18 protein-coding genes are annotated in these 18,963 nt (G+C 48.0%); 2 read left to right on the plus strand and 16 right to left on the minus strand.

The window, feature by feature from the left end:
- Window positions 1–9: 9 nt before the first annotated feature.
- The 9 genes from CIK89_RS11700 to CIK89_RS11740 all read right to left on the minus strand — a co-directional run bounded on the left by CIK89_RS11700 (window position 10) and on the right by CIK89_RS11740 (window position 9,781).
- The gene (locus tag CIK89_RS11700; RefSeq protein ID WP_094391543.1) at window positions 10–558 is read right to left on the minus strand and encodes a DUF3332 domain-containing protein; all 549 of its coding nucleotides are present in this window, start codon (window positions 556–558) and stop codon (window positions 10–12) included.
- Window positions 559–589: 31 nt separating this feature from the next.
- Window positions 590–1,240, minus strand: coding sequence for a WbqC family protein (locus tag CIK89_RS11705; RefSeq protein WP_094391544.1), 651 nt, complete (start codon window positions 1,238–1,240; stop codon window positions 590–592).
- The gene (gene lepB / locus CIK89_RS11710) at window positions 1,234–1,770 is read right to left on the minus strand and encodes a signal peptidase I (RefSeq protein ID WP_094391545.1); all 537 of its coding nucleotides are present in this window, start codon (window positions 1,768–1,770) and stop codon (window positions 1,234–1,236) included. The genes CIK89_RS11705 and lepB (CIK89_RS11710) overlap by 7 nt, the downstream gene beginning before the upstream one ends.
- A 6-nt stretch (window positions 1,771–1,776) precedes the next feature.
- On the minus strand, window positions 1,777–3,213 hold the full coding sequence (lepB, locus tag CIK89_RS11715) for a signal peptidase I (RefSeq protein ID WP_094391546.1): 1,437 nt from the start codon (window positions 3,211–3,213) through the stop codon (window positions 1,777–1,779).
- A gap of 3 nt (window positions 3,214–3,216) precedes the next feature.
- On the minus strand, window positions 3,217–3,933 hold the full coding sequence (dapB, locus tag CIK89_RS11720; protein WP_094391547.1) for a 4-hydroxy-tetrahydrodipicolinate reductase: 717 nt from the start codon (window positions 3,931–3,933) through the stop codon (window positions 3,217–3,219).
- 147 nt (window positions 3,934–4,080) lie between these two features.
- The gene (locus CIK89_RS11725; protein ID WP_094391548.1) at window positions 4,081–4,866 is read right to left on the minus strand and encodes an inositol monophosphatase family protein; all 786 of its coding nucleotides are present in this window, start codon (window positions 4,864–4,866) and stop codon (window positions 4,081–4,083) included.
- A 360-nt stretch (window positions 4,867–5,226) separates the two neighbouring features.
- The gene (locus tag CIK89_RS11730) at window positions 5,227–6,750 is read right to left on the minus strand and encodes a cell wall metabolism sensor histidine kinase WalK (protein ID WP_254046680.1); all 1,524 of its coding nucleotides are present in this window, start codon (window positions 6,748–6,750) and stop codon (window positions 5,227–5,229) included.
- Window positions 6,751–6,768: 18 nt separating this feature from the next.
- A complete protein-coding gene (locus tag CIK89_RS11735) occupies window positions 6,769–7,464 on the minus strand; it encodes a response regulator transcription factor (protein WP_094391550.1) in 696 nt (231 codons plus the stop codon).
- Window positions 7,465–7,510: 46 nt separating this feature from the next.
- A complete protein-coding gene (locus CIK89_RS11740) occupies window positions 7,511–9,781 on the minus strand; it encodes an inorganic phosphate transporter (protein WP_094391551.1) in 2,271 nt (756 codons plus the stop codon).
- A gap of 182 nt (window positions 9,782–9,963) precedes the next feature.
- On the opposite strand from CIK89_RS11740, the gene CIK89_RS11745 reads away from it, so the two are divergent.
- Window positions 9,964–11,085: a porin gene (locus CIK89_RS11745; protein ID WP_094391552.1), complete on the plus strand. Its 1,122-nt coding sequence runs from the start codon at window positions 9,964–9,966 to the stop codon at window positions 11,083–11,085.
- 222 nt (window positions 11,086–11,307) lie between these two features.
- On the opposite strand, the gene CIK89_RS11750 is transcribed toward CIK89_RS11745, so the two are convergent.
- Entirely contained in the window at window positions 11,308–11,895 is a 588-nt protein-coding gene (locus tag CIK89_RS11750) for a GNAT family N-acetyltransferase (protein ID WP_094391553.1), read from the minus strand.
- A gap of 112 nt (window positions 11,896–12,007) precedes the next feature.
- Between CIK89_RS11750 and xpt the strand changes: the two genes are divergently transcribed.
- Entirely contained in the window at window positions 12,008–12,589 is a 582-nt protein-coding gene (xpt, locus tag CIK89_RS11755; RefSeq protein ID WP_094391554.1) for a xanthine phosphoribosyltransferase, read from the plus strand.
- Between the two features lie 147 nt (window positions 12,590–12,736).
- On the opposite strand, the gene CIK89_RS11760 is transcribed toward xpt, so the two are convergent.
- From CIK89_RS11760 to CIK89_RS11785, 6 genes are all read right to left on the minus strand, one after another.
- Window positions 12,737–13,213: an HU family DNA-binding protein gene (locus CIK89_RS11760; RefSeq protein WP_094391555.1), complete on the minus strand. Its 477-nt coding sequence runs from the start codon at window positions 13,211–13,213 to the stop codon at window positions 12,737–12,739.
- A 398-nt stretch (window positions 13,214–13,611) separates the two neighbouring features.
- On the minus strand, window positions 13,612–13,965 hold the full coding sequence (locus CIK89_RS11765; protein ID WP_254046681.1) for a helix-turn-helix domain-containing protein: 354 nt from the start codon (window positions 13,963–13,965) through the stop codon (window positions 13,612–13,614).
- A gap of 92 nt (window positions 13,966–14,057) precedes the next feature.
- Window positions 14,058–14,453: a cupin domain-containing protein gene (locus tag CIK89_RS11770; RefSeq protein ID WP_094391557.1), complete on the minus strand. Its 396-nt coding sequence runs from the start codon at window positions 14,451–14,453 to the stop codon at window positions 14,058–14,060.
- An 865-nt stretch (window positions 14,454–15,318) separates the two neighbouring features.
- Window positions 15,319–16,071 (minus strand): succinate dehydrogenase/fumarate reductase iron-sulfur subunit, encoded by a 753-nt coding sequence (locus CIK89_RS11775; protein ID WP_094391558.1) that lies wholly within the window; start codon window positions 16,069–16,071, stop codon window positions 15,319–15,321.
- Between the two features lie 5 nt (window positions 16,072–16,076).
- Entirely contained in the window at window positions 16,077–18,056 is a 1,980-nt protein-coding gene (locus CIK89_RS11780; RefSeq protein WP_094391559.1) for a fumarate reductase/succinate dehydrogenase flavoprotein subunit, read from the minus strand.
- A 43-nt stretch (window positions 18,057–18,099) separates the two neighbouring features.
- Window positions 18,100–18,777: a succinate dehydrogenase/fumarate reductase cytochrome b subunit gene (locus CIK89_RS11785; protein WP_094391560.1), complete on the minus strand. Its 678-nt coding sequence runs from the start codon at window positions 18,775–18,777 to the stop codon at window positions 18,100–18,102.
- Window positions 18,778–18,963: the final 186 nt, after the last annotated feature.

Here is an 18,963-nt window from a genome sequence, read left to right on the forward strand (position 1 = left end):
GCAATGAAATTAATTCATAGCGAAGAAGATGTCGCTGTTGGCAATGAGGCGAGCCTTGTTTACACCTTCCTGATTGAGGGTAAAGCTTTCGGTTTCACCGTTGATATTTGCCATGATAGTGCCATCACCGTTGAAGCGGAAGATTTCCTTCACAACGCCGTCCTGCTCCATTGACCAAGAGTCAGTTTTCTGGTCGTGGATGAAGCGTGTAACTTCTCCGGTAGGCGCTTTGACCTCATATCCGTTTTTCAGCGTAGTCACAGCATAGTAGCGACCATCCTGTCCCATCACCTGCTTCGTCTTTCCAACATCAGCCAAGGGATTTGATCCTGTCCAGAACTCGATAGAGTTGAGCACCAAAGAGTCAGCAAACAGACACAAGCCGCCCACGATAGGAGTGAGGATGAAGCCAACGATAGCGTTGACATACTTATTGTTTGTCATCTGAGTCTCCCACTTAGCAAACTTGTTGAAGAGACTGAAAGAACCGATACACGAACTGGTTGCGAGGCAACCGATGAGCAGCCATGCTGCTACTTTCACATTGAGTTTTCTCATAGTCGTGGTGTTTAAGTTAATAATATAATGATTATAGATAATATACAGATTCTGGACCCATGCAGAAGAGCAGGTCGAGGATGGAGAGGTTGGACTGAAATCCGTGTCGCCACTCAAACACTTGCCAGTAGCGCCGAGGTTGGAAATCGGCATCGGGCAAAGGATGTTTGGCATGGATGACCTGTCTGAAATCGTCGTAGGATCCATCGCCGACAGCCGTTAGTGCCGTTTTGCCGTGGGCAGTATCGGCAGGCAGATATGCCGTGGAGTATTCCACGGCGGGACTGATGTCAATCAGCTGGCATACAGTCTGTCTGATTTCCTCGTTGAAATCAATAAGATAGTCGATTCGCCGCTCATAGAATGGGCGGATATCATCGGCATAATATTCAAAGAATGGACTCTCGCTATAGGCGCTCTGAAGGGCATTCCAGTGTGTGCGGCGCCACTGGTTGTGGTCGCTGATGCGCAGGTCTTTCACCTCGTGTCCGTCCGCCAACCGTTCTACGGGCACTGTGAGAGCCTGCAATCCGTTGGCCGTAGCGATGATACAGCGGTTGCGGTAGGTTTGTTTCTGATAGGAGTCGTGTTGCTCAATGATGGTGCGGTCGTATCGGTGGAGCTTCTGATACCACTGTATAGGACCGAAATAGGCTGTTTGCAATACTGCCGTTTTTACCATATTGCACTCCTTTCTGGACTATAACCCTCGAAGATATTCTTGGTATCGTCGTGACTGTAGAGTATGCCAGCCACCCTTCCGATGATGTTGCGCTCGCTGATGAATCCCAAATGGCGTGAATCTACGGGGTTGTCATCGGCAATAGCTTCGAGCCAATAGTAGTCGAAGGCGCTGCATGTGATGCGTCCGGGGACTATCAGCGGTCCGTTGGTGGTGTGGATGGTATCGCCAGGAATGGCGGTACAGCGTGCCACACAGATGCCTTTGACAGAGTCGCCTGGCATGTCGAATGCCACGATATCGCCGCGTCTGACGCCTTCGCGCAGCAGTCGGCTGTAGGGCAACAGTCGTCCGCCATCTATGCGCAAGCCGTAACTCCATCGGCTGACGATGAGTCTGTCGCCGTTGATGAATACCGGTGCGAGTGCTCGTCCGTCCACGGTATATAGCGTGAAGGCTAAAGCGCGAAATGCCAGCATCAGCAGGAATGCCGATGCAAGAGCTATCACGAACTTCAGCCAATTAGCCATTATATACTATTTAATGTTATCAACAAAGCGGAACAATCTGCTCCAACGTATGCCGCCGAAACCGTTTCTATCGGGATCGCTGCTCCACCAGATGAAGATGGGCTTGCCCACGATATGGTCTTCGGGCACAAATCCCCAGTATCTTGAGTCGAGCGAGTTATGGCGGTTGTCGCCCATCATCCAGTAGTAGTCGAGCTTGAAGGTATAGCTTGTTGCCACCTTACCGTTGATGATGATTTTCCCGTCAGCCACTTCGAGGGTATTTCCTTCGTAGGTGCGTATGCAACGCTCGTAGATGGGCAGGTTATCGAGTGTCAGTTGGATGGATTGTCCCTTAGCGGGTATCCATACCGGACCATAGTTGTCGCGAGTCCAGTGGGTATTGCCGTTGAGTGGGTAGATGTCGAGTGTGCTGTTGTCATCAGATATTTTGATGCTCTCCACCAGATCTTTTCTCTTGGCAAGTGTGCTGACGGCGCGTTTTGTCAAAGGCATATATCCTGCCGTATTGAGCGACATGAGGTCTTCCATGGTAATACCTAAGTCTTCCATGAGTTCTTCGGGCAGGTTTTGCTTGAGCTTCAGATTGTAGGCATACTGCACATTGTCGGGCTCTTTGTTGGCTTTGCCGTCGAGATAGACAATGCGGTTTTTGATTTGCAGGGTCTGTCCGGGCAGTCCTACGCAGCGCTTCACATAGTTTTCGCGGCGGTCGGCTGGTCGGGTAATGATTTCTCCGTATTCAGCCTGATTGCGCTCCACTTCCTGTCTGCCTGCCTGATAGATGAAGTCGAAATACATGCGGCGCTGCATGGCAGAGAGCGAGTCTGGATTTGGACGCTGCGGATATATCTGGTATCCCAACTGATAACAGAGTTGATAGAAATCGTGGGCTTGATATTGTGGTGCGGCACACAGGGTGTCGCCGGCAGGATAGTTGAACACCACGATATCGTTGAGTTTCACTTTTCCAAAACCTTTGGCTCGACGGTAGTCCCAGTGTGGCCATTCGATATAGCTCTTACACTCGAAGATGGGCAGTGTATGCTGTGTGAGTGGAAGTGTGAGTGGTGTTTCTGGAATGCGTGGTCCGTAGCTCATCTTCGAAACGAAGAGGTAGTCGCCCGTCAGCAGTGATTTCTCAAGTGAACTTGATGGAATGACATAGTTCTGAAAGAAGAACAGGTTGATGAAATATACTGCCACGAGTGCAAACACCAGTGCATCGATCCACGACATGATGAACTTGACGGGGCCTTCAGCGTCTTTCCACCACTGCCAACGTATCTTCTTGGTGATATAGATATCGTAGATGAATGGTACGACGATGAGTCCGAGCCATGATTTCAACCATACGAGAAACAAGAGATAGAGGATGATGACAATGGCAAACTTAGTCCATTGCACCTTCATATTGAGTTTTTCCTTTTCTTTCTTCTCCATGATTTAGAATTTAAACATGTCTGATATGGTAAGCAGTCCCTGATGGTCTTTGGTGTATTCGGCAGCAAGCACGGCACCAAGTGCGAAGCCTTTGCGGCTATGGGCATCGTGGGTGATGGTGATAATGTCGGCATCCGAGTCGTAGCGCACGGTGTGTATGCCTGCCACCTCGCCGCGACGGATATGATCCACACGCAGCATTTTGGGGTCGGTGGTCTCTTCTGCCCATGCTTCCTTGCGGTCGATACGCTCCACGATCTCGTCGGCAAGTGTGATGGCTGTACCGCTGGGATGGTCGAGCTTATGCACGTGGTGGGTTTCTTCCATCTCCACATCATACTGTGGGAACTGGTTCATGATCTTTGCGAGATAGCGGTTGACAGCCGAGAAGATGGCTACACCGATGGAGAAATTGGATGCCCAGAAGAGTGTCTGACCTTCTTCGCAGCACATGCGACGCACATCATCGCCATGGTCTTTCATCCATCCGGTCGAACCGCTTACCACTTTGACACCGTGACTAAATGCTTTGAGATAGTTGCCATAGGCTGCCTGTGGTGCGGTGAACTCAATGGCGACATCTGCCGACTGGAATTGGGGTGAATCAAAATCTTGCTGATTGTCGATATCGATAATGCTCACAATCTCGTGGCCACGCTCGCGGGCTATCTGTTCTATCATCTTGCCCATCTTGCCGTAGCCTATCAATGCTATTTTCATCTTTCGTTTCTTGTTTTATATTGTACTATTGTTTGCTGTATTCTTTATTAGTATGCTATGCAAAGGTAAACAATTTATGCCACAATACGTTGGTTTGCAACAGAAAATAACATTTCAAGGGGCATTTAGCTACCATTTGACATCTTTTCAGACTCCTGCAACAGCTTTCAACATATCGTCGTGGACAAGTCTGTTAGTGGCTACAACATCGTTGCCCTCAGTGAAATCGGTGCTACCGGCATAGTTGCTGACTCGTCCACCTGCCTCATTGACGATGATGGCACCTGCCATATAGTCCCACTGACCGATATACTTCTCCATATAGCCATCGAGGCATCCCTGTGCCACCAGACATAGTGCTATGGCGGCAGATCCTATCATGCGGATGCTTGCTACCCGGCCATAGAAGGTGTCGATGAGATGTTTCGCAACGGGATTGTAGGCTTCGTTGTTGTAGGGCAATTGCAGACAGAGCAGCGCATCATCGAGGTGACGGTCACTGACATGTATACGGTTGCCGTTCATCCATGCTCCCCCGCCCTTCCAGGCATAGTAGCAAGAGGCTGTGGGCACATCACACACCACGCCAAGGAGTATCTCTTTTCCGCTTATCAGTGCGATACTCACGGCATAAGGAGAAAAGGCGTGTATGAAATTGGTTGTTCCGTCCAGTGGGTCAACCACCCAACAGTAGTCTTCTCCTTGATAGGTTGCCGATTTCTCTTCAGTGATGAAACCTGCGTCGGGCAATAGTTGTCGCAGTTGGGCAACGATTTTTTCTTCCGACTGCTTATCCACATACGACACATAATCGTGTGCTTGTTTGTGTTCCACGCAGTTTTGATTGAAGTTGCGACGTTCGTTGCGAATGTATTCTGCCACTCTTCTTGCCACGGCACAAACATCTATGGTAAGCAACTCTAAATTTATCATACTCATAATGGTTGTTATTTCCTTGTCGCAAAGGTACGATTAAGTAAGCAAAACACAAAGGAAAAAACTGTTTTTCTTGTGTTTCACCCATCACAAGCAACATTGTTGCAACAAAAAAGCCATAGCCATACAACTAAAAACCGTATGGCTTGGCTCTAACTAATGATATTATCCTGATGTCACGCAAATATGACTTGGCACGGTCAAATATCTTGTCATGATGGTGTGTGCCTATTGTGTTGGTTTGCAAATTAAATTGATTTACTCAGCAAATCAATTGAATTTACTCAGCAAATCAATTGAATTTGCAGAGAGAGGAAACTTTCACACAACTGCCAACAAGCCTCAACAAGCTATCTATCAACAGTGTATGTCAAACACAAAGCGTACTCCTGAACCCTCGTTGCGACAGGCTGTAATGGTGCCGCCATGCATGATAACAGCATTCTTTACAATGGCAAGACCCAGCCCGGTGCCTCCCATCTTGCGGCTACGACCTTTATCCACACGATAGAAACGCTCGAAAATGCGCATGAGATGCTCCTGCGGAATACCTACGCCATTGTCGGAGAAACAGAAATGCCAATAGTCGCCGGTCTGACGGGCGGTCAGCGTGATGGTGGTGCCATCGCCGGCATAGGCAATGGCATTGTCGGTGAGATTGCGGAAGATGCTGTAGAGCAGCGAAGCATTGCCTCGCACGATGAGTGGCGATGGCAGTTGATTGACAAATGTCATGCGGCGCCCGGACAACTGGAGGGCTGTTTCCTGCTGAATGTGACTGACGGTTTCGTAGATGTCAACGGGTTCGAACTCGTAGGCGATGGTTCCGGAATCGAGTCGGTGAAGCGTTGAGATGTCTTGAAGAATGGCTGTCAGACGCTGCGTCTGTGCAAAACTGCGCTCCAAGAACAGTTGGCGATTCTCCTCGGTCATCTTGGTATCGGTCAGAATGGTCTCGATATAGCCTTGAATACTTGCCACTGGGGTTTTCAATTCGTGGGCTGCATTCTGTATGAGTTCGTGTTTCAGTCGGTTTTGCTCCTCTTTGGTGTATTGCAAACGACGGTAGATTTTGATGATGCGCTCGGCTATCTCACCCAGTTCGTCGCCGGGAAACTCTGCCAAGTCCTCTACGTCAAGACTCTCATTGGCGGCTGCTCGCTGGGCAAAGATGCGCAGTTGGTTGATGTTGCGATCGAGACGCTTGCCGAAACGGAACAGCAGAAACGACAGCAATGCCACAATGACAAGGGCCACCCAAATGTAGCGTTGCTCGGCTTGGAGTGCTTCGGTCAGGGTGTGGTCGTAGGGCAATGCCGAACGCACAATATAGTGTTGCTTGGGAAAATAAGATGCTGAATAGAAGTATTCCTTGCCCGTACTGGCACTGCGGCGGTCTATGTCGGAACCGTTGCCCTGTGTCAATGCCTCTTGCACCTCTTTGCGCTGCAGGTGGTTGCCCATGTCGCCATAGTCTTTGCGCGTGTTGTCATAGAGCACATAACCTTGCTCGCTAATCAGCGTGAGTCGCAAACCAGGCATGTGGTGGCGGCGCTCAAAACTGGCAATAGCGGGTTCGGAGTGATCGCCTGCAGCTGTTAGCGACTGACAGAGTTGCTCGTTGTAGTCTTGCAACTGTGTGTTGAGGCGCTCTATCTTAAATTCTTTCTCACGGTGATGCTGGAAAAGGATGAACACCACAGCAAAAATGCAGAATACAGATATGATCTGCAAGGAAAACTTATTGCCTATCGACATGATGATAAAGGGTTTTCGTTGTTTTTCGGCACTAATACCGAAGAAGAGGTGATGATGGAATTGATATGTTCTGTGCGTTGGTATCTGATGACCGAACGGTGTCAAACAGTCATTGTCTGACACCGAACGGATACTTTCAGATTAGGGATTGAAGTAATAGCCGTAGCCCAAACGCGTGCTGATGCACGGGGCATAGCGACCTATCTTCTTGCGCATTCGGGTGATATTTACATCGACGGTGCGGTCGAGCACCATCACATCGCTGGGCCAAACATGGTCGATGAGTTCCTGACGAGAGAACACACGACCCTTATGCTCCAACAACAGGCGCAACAATTCAAATTCGGTCTTGGTAAATGCCACTTCCTCGCCATCTACCGAAACGGTCTTGGTGTTGAGATTGAGCACCAGGTGATCGTAACGCAGCGTTTCGGGCGATACCTGCGTGCTGTGTGTGCTACGGTTGAGCACTGCCTTTACACGTGCCAACACCTCCATAATGCGGAAGGGTTTGGCTATGTAATCGTCGGCACCAAGGCCAAAGCCGTGGAGCATGTCCTGCTCGGTATCCTTGGCCGTAAGGAAGATGATGGGGATATGAGCTGTCTTTTCCTCGGTTTTGAGGCGGCGTGCCAAGTCAAATCCCGACATGCCTCCCATCATCACATCGAGCAACATGAGGTCGAAAGCTGCCAACGGCAACTCCAATGCCTCTTCGGCTGAATTGGCCTCGGTCACCTCATAACCGTCGTTACGGAGGTTATAAGCAAGTATCTCGCATAGGTTTTGTTCGTCATCTATTACGAGTATCTTATAGGTCTTATTATCTTCTTTCATCGTTGCAAATATAGTGATTTTTTGCGTATGTTGCTACGTTTCATGATTAAAAATCAACCAAAACCTCTTCTTCATCGGGTTTTAGCAGTTTTTTGCCTGCACGCAACTGGTGACGCATGATGCTCAGAAGCTCCTGACTCTCCTGGAGGATGTTCAAATAGATGAGCGATACTTTGTATTCGGCACTGTTGGTAGAGCGCTGCATGCGGTCGATATGGCGCTTACGATAGACTGACAGCGTGTTTTTGCAACTGTCGGCTTCGAGCATCGTCTCGCGGTAACGGTCGAAACGGCGGGTGTCGAGCATCTGGGCGGTGGTCTTCATCAAGTCGTTGATGCGCTGGCGCATGGGTTCAAACTCGTCGCGGTAGCTCTGTGGCAGCGGAGTGAAATTGTTGTCAACATGTTCCTTGGCGGGATCGAGCATACGTTTCAGACAGTAGATATACTGCTGGTTGCTGTTGAATCCAAGGTGAAACCAGGTATTGCGCTCAAGAGAAATCTGGGATGGAGAACGGCGCAAGGCTAAAAATTCACGGCGGCGTATCTTGGTCAACTCATCCAATTTATCGTTTAGCGCGCGATGTACGCGACGAAGACCACGAAGATTCTGGTCGGAGAAACTCTCCACAATATCGTTATACTGGTCGAGGGCAAACTCGCAGGTGCCGCTCTGTGTGCGACTCACATGTTTGCAAAGCACATCCCAAACGATCTCTGGATCGCGACTGCGCATCATCAACTTGAACGAAGCATCTTCGGGACTCGCCTTCTTGGCCTTGCGGGCATACTGGATATTGCTGCGAATAAGCAGGAAAACGGCGAGTGCCATGAAGGCAAACATGGCGATGAAACCTCCAAAATAGATGGTCAGGCAGACTAAAGCACAGGTGGCGAAGGCTACACCGGCGGTGACAAACCATCCACCAATCACACTCAGCACACCGGTCACACGGAACACAGCACTCTCGCGACTCCAAGCGCGGTCGGCAAGACTGGTACCCATGGCTACCATGAAAGTGACATAGGTAGTAGAGAGGGGCAACTTGAAGTTGGTTCCGATAACAATCAGTACTGAAGCCAATACCAAGTTGACGGCAGCACGAACCATATCGAAGGCGGCACCGTCTTTCAAAACGACTTCTTCCTTGTTGAAACGGCTGTCAATGCGCTGCATCATGCCCTTGGGCAAATAGCGCACAAGAAACTGACCGCACTCCTGTGTGACGCGAACGATACTGCGAGCGGCGCGAGAAGTACCAAACATTTCATCGCTCTCGTCCTGACGACTCAAATCGACAGAGGTCTTTACTACATTCTGTGCCTTCTTAGAAGTGGCCATGGCAAAAATCATAATACCACCGGCTATCATCAGATAAAGGAACGGAGACTTGGCGGATTCCATCAAGGAACCCATCATAAACGTATCAACATTGCCAGCACCGTGGCTTACCCAATCTTGATAGGATGACAAACCGGCAAGAGGAACACCAATAAAGTTGACGAGGTCGTTGCCGGCAAATGCCATGGCGAGGGCGAAAGTGCCCATCAACACAACCAAGCGGAACACGCTGACACGCATCAGCAACAACAGATAGGATAATAAAGTGGTGGCGGCAAAGACAGCGCCCAGCAACATCGTGGTATTGGCATCTATCCACACTTTGGCATCAGTTGCAAACACAGGCGACTTTGACAAGCCCTTGATAAACACAAAGTAGGCAAGAATGGCAAACGAGATACCTCCAAATACCGACTCGGCTACCTTGTGATTCTTGGTGCGGAACGTGAAGATGATACGCGATAGCCATTGTACCAATACACCACAAACAAAGGCTATGGCTACACTGACAAAGATGGCAACAATGACCGATAGGGCTTTGTCGCTATTGAGAAGGTCGGAAAGTTCCAAAGTGGGATCGCCTGCCATCTTCACAAGTGCCAGAATGAAGGTACCACCCAACAGTTCAAATACCAAAGATACGGTGGTTGAGGTGGGAAGGCCTAAGGTGTTGAACACGTCGAGAATGATGACATCGGTCACCATCACGGCAAGAAACACCACCATCACCTCATAAAACGAATAGTTGACAGGGTGCATGATGCCATGACGGGCAACATCCATCATGCCTGCCGACATTATAGCGCCTACAGCAACACCAACGGATGCTACTATCAATACGGTACGAAAGCGAGCTGCCTTGGCGCCAATGGCAGACTGCAGAAAGTTTACGGCGTCGTTGCTGACTCCGACGAAAAGGTCGAATACTGCCAGTATCAGCAGGAATGCGACAATTACGATGTAGATTGTTTCCATCTTTTATTTGATATATTTTGTTGATTTCTGCCGCAAAATTACGTCACAGAGATTACAGCCGTGTGACAACCTTGTTACATTTCTGTTACAGCGCTCGACTGTAACACGTTCTTAACATGTTCGACACTTTTCCGTAACACCGTCGTTTTACCTTTGCAGCAGAATAACAAAACAAACAAAAAATGAAAGACAATTATTACATTATGGATGAAAAGAAAGCAGATCACATCCGCACTATAGTGGGATGGATCAGATTGGCAATCCTCGTTGTACTCTTATATATTATAGGTACAGCTATCTGTCACGCGCAACAACGAGACAGCTTGGTAAACCTACACGGTGTGTTGCGCGGTAAATACGAGTATCAACCGGAGATGAATGCTGGACGATTTGAGGTGAGAAACGCACGAATGAGTATCAGCGGTAAACTGTCGAAACGGTCGGAATACAAACTGGAGGTCGATCTATGCGACGAATCATCCATCAAGATGAAGGACGCATGGGTAAGACTGTTGCCATGGAAACAACTGCGAGTCAGCATCGGACAACAGCGTTTGCCTTTCACCATCGACGCACACCGCAATCCTGCCAACCAGTATTTCGCCAACCGTAGCTTCATCGCCAAACAGGTGGGAGATATGCGCGACGTGGGACTGCAACTGGGATATACCTTCAAAAACAAAGAGGGACGAACTCTGGCAATTGCAGATGCGGGAATGTTCAACGGTAGCAACCTCGACAACCAAAAGACTGCATGGAACAAAGACTTGAACTACTCTGCACGACTGCAATGGTTTCCAGTAAAAGGACTGGCTATCGTGCCTAGCATTCAGCATACTGCTATTGCCGACCGAAAAGCTGAATATACATCGCTTGACTTCGGCGCTTTCTACGAAACTAACGGATGGCACCTCGAAGCTGAATACCTACACAAACAATATGCACACGATGCTTTCGACGACTGTGACGCCGTGAACGCCATGGTCATCTACAAAATGCCTATAAAAAACAAGGACTGGTTCATGCAAAGCGTATCATACCTGGCTCGTTACGACTATATGGGCAACCATGCTGACGGTAAGAAAGGATTTGAACTCGATGCGGACAACAACGAAACCACACGATTGAAAATCAGCGACTATGCACGCCATCGCATGACACTGGGACTGACCTTCGGCATCCGCAACCCATACCTTCCCACAGAAATTCATCTCAACTACGAGCGGTATTGGTATCCCAACGGCGGTATTGCCAAAGAGAGTGAACAAGATAAACTGGTGGCCGAACTGATGATTAAATTCTAATCATCAACGGCCAACCAGTCGTATTTACCCCAAATCTATTGGTATGATTGGCTTGATCTTGTATTTTTTGGAAGATGGATATTGTTCGGCTTTGAATGAATCGTAGCATGCTATGACAATTACAAAACGGACTAAAATCACCTCATAAAACACAAAAGACTGCAATAATCATATAGATGGTCTAATGACCGATTGGGGCTTAACCAAAAAGCGTTTGAGAGGTCATTCTACAGGACGCACCAAATGGCGCATGGCATGGCCACCCCATTGGTTGTCGTCAACATAGCGGAATCCGCAAGATAAATATAGGCGTTCGGCATTGGGATTGCCTTTATCTACAAGCAGTCCAACACCAGGAAGGCCCATATGACGTGCTCTTTCCAAGGAAGCATTGAGCAAATGGGTGGCAATACCACGACCACGATAGACGGGATCTACTGCCAAACTGTCGATATAAAGTTCGCCTGCCTGCGTCTCATCATCGAGATTGGAATGATCCCGATGCAGATATTCAAGGGCATAACGCACAAACTGCTGGCGCAACTCACGGAGCTCGCCGCCATCATAACACACTAACGCACCTACCACACTGTCGCCATCCATAGCCACCAGCGTGTTGCAATAACTATACTGGCTGTCTTCGCGCTCCACCAGCAACGTCATCATCGTGAGAAAATCATCAATCGTGGCACCCTCACCACAGAAGTGAAGACAGCACTCTTCCGTCATTGCCATCATCACCAATCGTGCAATGGCTGCCGACTGCTCAATACGGGCAGGACGTATTTCTATCGTTGTTTTGTTATTCATGCAACAAAGATAGCATATTTTTTCTATAAAACAACCATCATTCCGCCGCTATCGTTGGATAATTGCAAAAATAGTCTTACTTTTGCACAAAATAACTACAACGTAACAGAAAATGGCATTAAAAGTATTACGCGACCGCATCCTCAAGGATGGAAGATGCTTCGAAGGAGGCATACTCAAAGTAGATAGGTTCATCAACCATCAGATGGACCCTTACCTGATGAAACAGATTGCTGTGGAGTTTATCAAACGTTTCGCACACAAGCCCGTCAACAAGATTATCACCATAGAGGCTTCTGGCATTGCGCCGGCTATCATGTTGGGATATATGATGGAGCTGCCTGTAGTGTTTGTCAAGAAGAAAAAACCTTCGACCATGAACGATATGTATTCCACCACCGTGACATCGTTTACCAAACAACGTGACTATACCGTTGTGATCAGCAAGGAATATCTCGGTCCGGAAGATCATGTGCTCTTCATTGACGACTTCTTGGCATACGGAAATGCTGGTAAGGGTGTGATTGACCTATGCCGACAGGCTGGCGCTACTATAGAGGGCATGGGATTTATCATTGAAAAAGAGTTCCAACACGGAAGGGAACTGCTCCAGAAAGAGGGTATCAGCCAGATAGAGTCGATGGCGATTATTGAATCGCTCGACAACTGCGAAATACGCATCAAAAACGACTAAAACAACAATCAGCAATACCATCTTTCGATCAAACGTCCGATTACGAGATAAAAAAAATCGCCCCATCCGCATGATTACGGATGGGGCGAACTTATAAGAAGGGGATTTCTATCATTTGCGATTGACTTTCATGATAGTGCAACAGGCCTACTCTTTGTTGGTTTCAGGTGCTGCATACTTGCGACACTCAGTAAACTTAACACCTTGCAACAACTTCTTGATGCGCACGCGGGTATTGACAGTTACCACCTTGCCATCAACAGTACGAGTCAGAGACATGGGCTCGGTGACGGTTTCGGGGATGAAACGGATCTTCTTCTTGCGTATGTTGGTGGCAGAAAAGTCGGCTGCCTTTTCCACACAGGAAGTGGAAATGGTGGGCTTGAAGATGCCCAAGCCTTCGATGCGAACCGCATTTCCGTTGTCGAAAGACTGACGAACGGCATTCTTCAACTCCTTCAGTACGGCATAAACATCCGACTCCTTGACTGATACGTTTTGCTGGATGAGGTCGGCAAGAGTATCGGTATCGACAATAGACTTGATTACTACACGACCAAAATACTTTCCATAGGCGCTGTTCTTTGAATTGTTGTTCTTGTAAACTTCGTAATTAATGCTCATAGTGTTTTTCTTTTAAAGGTTAAACTTGTGTTTTTTCTCTTGCGTGTCTGACGTCTGACTTGCGATTGCAAAGGTACAACATTTTGCAAGCGAAAGCAAATATTGTATAGCCACACTACATACCCACTTTTTTGCCATACCATATATTTTGGAACTTTAAACCCCTATTTTTTGTGCCATTTACACCTTATAAAATATAAAAGGCTATCGGTTTTAATTTTTATTCTCTTATGTTCATATAGCTCTTATAAAATGGTACAAACGGAAATAATAAGCAGAAGAAAAAGAAAAAATATATGTTGGCAACAAGATGAAGGGGGACGATGCCTATGACATACGTGACATCACGACAAAAGCTGTAGTAACAGAGAAAGTGGTGACGACTGAAGAAAGACGAACTAACCGCGGCTTTCACGGTCTTTGATGATGGCGGAGAAATTGTCGATGGCCCATTGTATCATAGGACGACAGGCTTCCATAAACGAACAAGCACGTGGTGTCATGCTATATTCTGTGCGTGGTGGCACTTCAGGATATACCTTACGGATGATGAATCCATCGGCTTCAAGGTCACGCAGCGTGGTGGTAAGCATCTTTTGTGATATGTCGGGGATGGATTTTTGGAGTGCTGAAAAGCGCATAGGTTCGTGGTGTTGCAACAATTCGTGCATCACTATCAACGACCATTTTGCACCTACACGTGCCAAGATATTGCGCACGGGGCAATTGGGAAACATTTCGTTTAGAAACATTGTGGTAGTATCTTCCATAAAAACATGAACGGAGAAGATGCACGTTTATTGTCTTCCCCGCCTTGGTTTTTAATTATCCTGCGTGTGTTTGCTTATTCTTCTACCACACCATCGGTAGCTGTATATTGTTCAAGAGAACCTTCTTTGGCTTGTATGCAGATATATACTAAGGGAGTGTTGCCAGTATTCTTGGTACAACGGCTTACGGCCGGTGCAATTCTCACCAGACTGCCAGATGCAACGGGTTCTTCTATGCCATCAAGCGTAAATACACCTGTTCCACTAACTACGATATAGAGTTCTTCGTTTTGTTTGTGGTAGTGATTGAACGGAATAGCCTGACCGGGCGCAAGCGTTCCAAACGATACTTCCATTCCGGTAGTACCGACGATGTCTTTCACAAAGGCCTTACCTTCAAAGGTGGCGAGGTTTCCTACTGTAGCTACGGTGTAGCCATTGCCTGTTTTCTGTAATTCTGTCTGATTCATATACTTTGTATTTGTTTGGTTTGACGCTGCAAAATTACTACGTTTCTACCTTTCCCACAAGAGGGCAATCAGAAGATAGTTACTTACCTTTAAGTAACTATTGTTGAGTGTCTGCAGGTTACACAAGACATATTTATGATACATTAACTTATAGCAAAATGGCGATATAAACTTGCTAACAGCGATTGCCAATGGAGTAATTACTACGAAGATGATAGTCAACGGCTCTACAATACCCATAGAAAGCATTTACAGGCGCGCTAAGCGGGCATAGCACGACTATCCTTAGGGAATACCTCATTTTCCTATAAAACGCCACACAGGCCATTTATGCAACGTGTGACAATACCATTGCACAATGGTTGATAAGATCTTTGCGCAACGGTTGGTAAAACGTTTATCCAATGGTTGCAAGATCTCTGTCAACGTTTGATAAGACTTTGACCAACGTTTTGCAATATCCTTGTCTAACGTTTTGCAATACTTTTGCCTGTGATTTGGGAAAGCGAAAAATAACGTTCGTTTAGAGGACGCTAATGCTATAAACAAGTTCTTTTATTATCGGGTGGTGGATGTGTGGTCGAAGTGTGGTCGAAAACACGAGTAAATGGGCATCGACCACAACATTAAAAATATAATTGCCAAAGAATTATGGTATAGGTGTGGTCGAGTGGTCGGAAAAAACCGAAAACCGACATTTCTGTATGCGCCTTTGCACCACCCTACTGCTTGGTGGGGATGATATTTGAGGAATTTAGGATTATTGCTTATGCTAACCAACATATGGGGACGGGAAATGAAATGAACCGTATCATGTCCAATAGGGACTGATACGGTTCAAGTGATAAATTATCTAAGAATCAGATCAATCGGCAAGTTTTGCCTTGATCATCTCACGATTCAGACGTGCAATGTTGCTGATGGTCTCGTTCTTCGGGCAAACTGCTTCGCAGGCACGGGTATTGGTGCAGTTACCAAATCCGAGTTCGTCCATCTTGGCAACCATGTTCTTCACACGGCGTGCAGCCTCTACGCGACCTTGTGGAAGGAGTGCGAGCTGGCTAACCTTAGATGATACGAAGAGCATGGCAGAACCGTTCTTACAAGCGGCTACGCAAGCACCACAACCGATGCATGAAGCGCAGTCCATAGCCTCGTCGGCGTCTTCCTTCGGGATGAGGATAGCGTTGGCATCCTGAGCCTGACCGGTGCGCACGGTGGTGTATCCACCTGCCTGCATGATCTTATCGAAGGCTCCACGGTCAACCATACAGTCTTTGATAACGGGGAAGGCTGCCGAGCGCCAAGGCTCTACGGTGATAACGTCGCCGTCTTTGAAGCGGCGCATGTAAAGCTGGCAGGTGGTGGCGCCACGTTCGGTCTTACCGTGTGGTGTACCGTTGATATAGAGCGAGCACATACCGCAGATACCCTCGCGGCAGTCGTGGTCGAATACGAAAGGCTCCTGGCCTTCGTTGATGAGTTCCTCATTGAGGATATCCAGCATCTCGAGGAATGAGGTGTCATCGGGGATGTCCTTCATCTCGTGAGTATCGAAGTGGCCCTGGTCTTTGGGTCCGTTCTGACGCCAGAACTTGATGGTAAATGATATATTCATGATGCTTAGTTCTTATAGTTACGTGTTTGTACCTTGATTGCCTCATACTCCAGTGGCTCTTTGATGAGTTCGGGTTCGTTGCCTTTGCCCTTGTACTCCCAGCAACCTACATAGAAGTAATTCTCGTCGTCGCGCTTAGCTTCGCCTTCCTCGGTCTGATATTCCTCGCGGAAGTGTCCACCGCAAGATTCGTTGCGTGAAAGAGCGTCGAAAGCTACGAGTTCACCCATGGTGAAGAAGTCGCGGAGGTGGATGGCTTTGTCGAGTTCGACATTGAGTCCTTCCTTCTTACCGGGTACGAAGAGGTTGGTGTCGAACTCTTTTTCGAGCTCGTGCATCTTCTTCAAACCTTCTTTCAGTCCCTCTGCGGTGCGACCCATACCTACATATTCCCACATGATGTGGCCGAGTTCTTTATGGATTGAGTCAACTGAGCGCTTACCCTTGATATTGAGCAGACGGTCGATTTCAGCGTTGACAGCCTTCTCAGCTTCCTCAAATTCGGGAAGATCTGTGGGAACCTTTGCCCATACAGCCTGGTCGGCCAGGTAGTTCTGGATGGTGTAAGGCAATACGAAGTATCCGTCGGCCAGACCCTGCATCAATGCCGAAGCACCGAGGCGGTTTGCACCGTGGTCAGAGAAGTTACACTCACCAATGGCGAACAGACCGGGGATGGTGGTCTGCAGCTCGTAGTCAACCCAGATACCACCCATGGTATAGTGGATGGCGGGATAAATCATCATGGGCTTGTAGTACTTCACACCGTTGATTTCGTTGGCTACATCGCCAGGGAATACGTCGGTGATTTCCTCATACATATCGAAGAGGTTGCCATAACGCTGCATGATAACGTCGAGGCCGAGACGGTTGATAGACTCAGAGAAGTCAAGGAATACGGCAAGTCCGGTATTGTTTACACCGTAGCCCTTGTCGCAACGCTCCTTTGCTGCACGTGAGGCTACGTCACGGGGTACGAGGTTACCGAAGGCTGGATAGCGACGCTCAAGATAGTAGTCGCGGTCTTCCTCTGGAATTTCCCATCCCTGCTTGGTGCCAGCCTGAAGGGCTTTAGCGTCTTCAAGTTTCTTAGGAACCCAGATACGTCCATCGTTACGGAGTGACTCTGACATCAGGGTCAACTTAGACTGCTTGTCGCCGTGTACGGGGATACAGGTGGGGTGAATCTGTACGTAAGAGGGGTTTGCGAAGTATGCGCCCTTGCGGTAGCACTGTACTGCTGCGGTGCAGTTACATCCCATAGCATTGGTAGAAAGGAAGTAGGTGTTTCCGTATCCACCAGTAGCGATTACTACGGCATTGGCGGTGAAGCGCTCGAGTTCGCCGGTCACAAGGTTCTTGGCGATGATACCGCGTGCACGTCCGTCAACGATTACTACGTCTTCCATTTCATAGCGGGTGTAGAGCTTCACCTTACCAGCTTGTACTTGGCAAGAGAGTGAGCTGTAGGCACCGAGCAGAAGCTGCTGACCGGTCTGACCCTTTGCATAGAATGTACGTGATACCTGTGCACCACCGAACGAACGGTTGGCGAGCATGCCGCCGTACTCACGTGCGAAAGGTACGCCCTGAGCTACACACTGGTCGATGATATTGTTTGACACCTCTGCCAGACGATATACGTTGGCTTCGCGGGCACGGTAGTCACCGCCCTTTACGGTGTCGTAGAACAGACGATATACTGAGTCGCCGTCGTTCTGATAACATTTGGCTGCATTGATACCGCCCTGTGCTGCGATAGAGTGTGCACGACGGGGAGAATCCTGAATGCAGAGGTTGATAACATTGAAACCCATCTCACCCAAAGAGGCTGCGGCAGAAGCACCGGCAAGACCGGTACCAACCACGATGACGTCGAGTTTCAGTTTATTCTTTGGGTTGACCAGACGCTGATGAGCCTTATACTCTTTCCATTTGTCGGCTACTGGTCCGGCAGGGATTTTTGAATCTATTTGTTTTGCCATAATTCAAAAGTAATTAAAGATTTGACATTAATCCTGCTCTATACTACCACAGGCTGGGAGCAAGTCCAGCAGCGAAAGCTACTACTACTGCTATGAAAGCAAGGATGAGCAGAGTCACATAGATGTTGCCGATAACGCGCCAACGGTTGAACCAAAGTTTGCCGCTGATACCGATAGTCTGCATGGCTGACCAGAATCCGTGGGTCAGGTGGAACCACAGAGCTACCAACCAAACGATGTAGAGCACTACATAGACTGGGTTCTGGAACGTGTCGATGATAAAGGCGAAACCATCTGAAGGCAGATGACCCATGGTGGTACCGATAAGCTCGGCAAACATCATGTTGTACCAGAAGTTGAACAAGTGGAGCAGCAGACCCAGTACAACGACGATTCCCAGAACGAGCATGTTCTGAGAAGCCCATTCTACCTTTGCGGGCTTTTCTGTCTCAGCATAACGCTCCGAACCACGGGCAGAACGGTTCTGTGCGGTCAGGATGAATGCATAAACAATGTGAATTACTGCCAAGGCAGCCAATCCCAAGGTAGCTACTACAGCATACCAGTTGGCACCAAGAGCTTCACAAATCCAGTTGTAAGCCTCGCCAGAGAACAGCGCAACAATGTTCATGCATCCGTGGAATGTCAGGAACAGGATCAGCGCGATACCCGTTACGGACATCACAACCTTACGACCAATTGATGAATTGATTAACCACATAAAATGTTGAAATTTAATTAATTAAATATTTGATTTTGTTGTTTATACAAAGGAACTTTGCCTCACGGCATATTCACACAATACCCACTAATAAGTAAGCTTTTGCGCTTTCTGCCGACAAAATTACTAAAAAACAATGAACCACGCAAACGTTTTCGTTAAAATCATCACAATATTATATATTAT

The organism is Prevotella sp. P4-119, from assembly GCF_002251345.1.
Lineage (GTDB): Bacteria > Bacteroidota > Bacteroidia > Bacteroidales > Bacteroidaceae > Prevotella.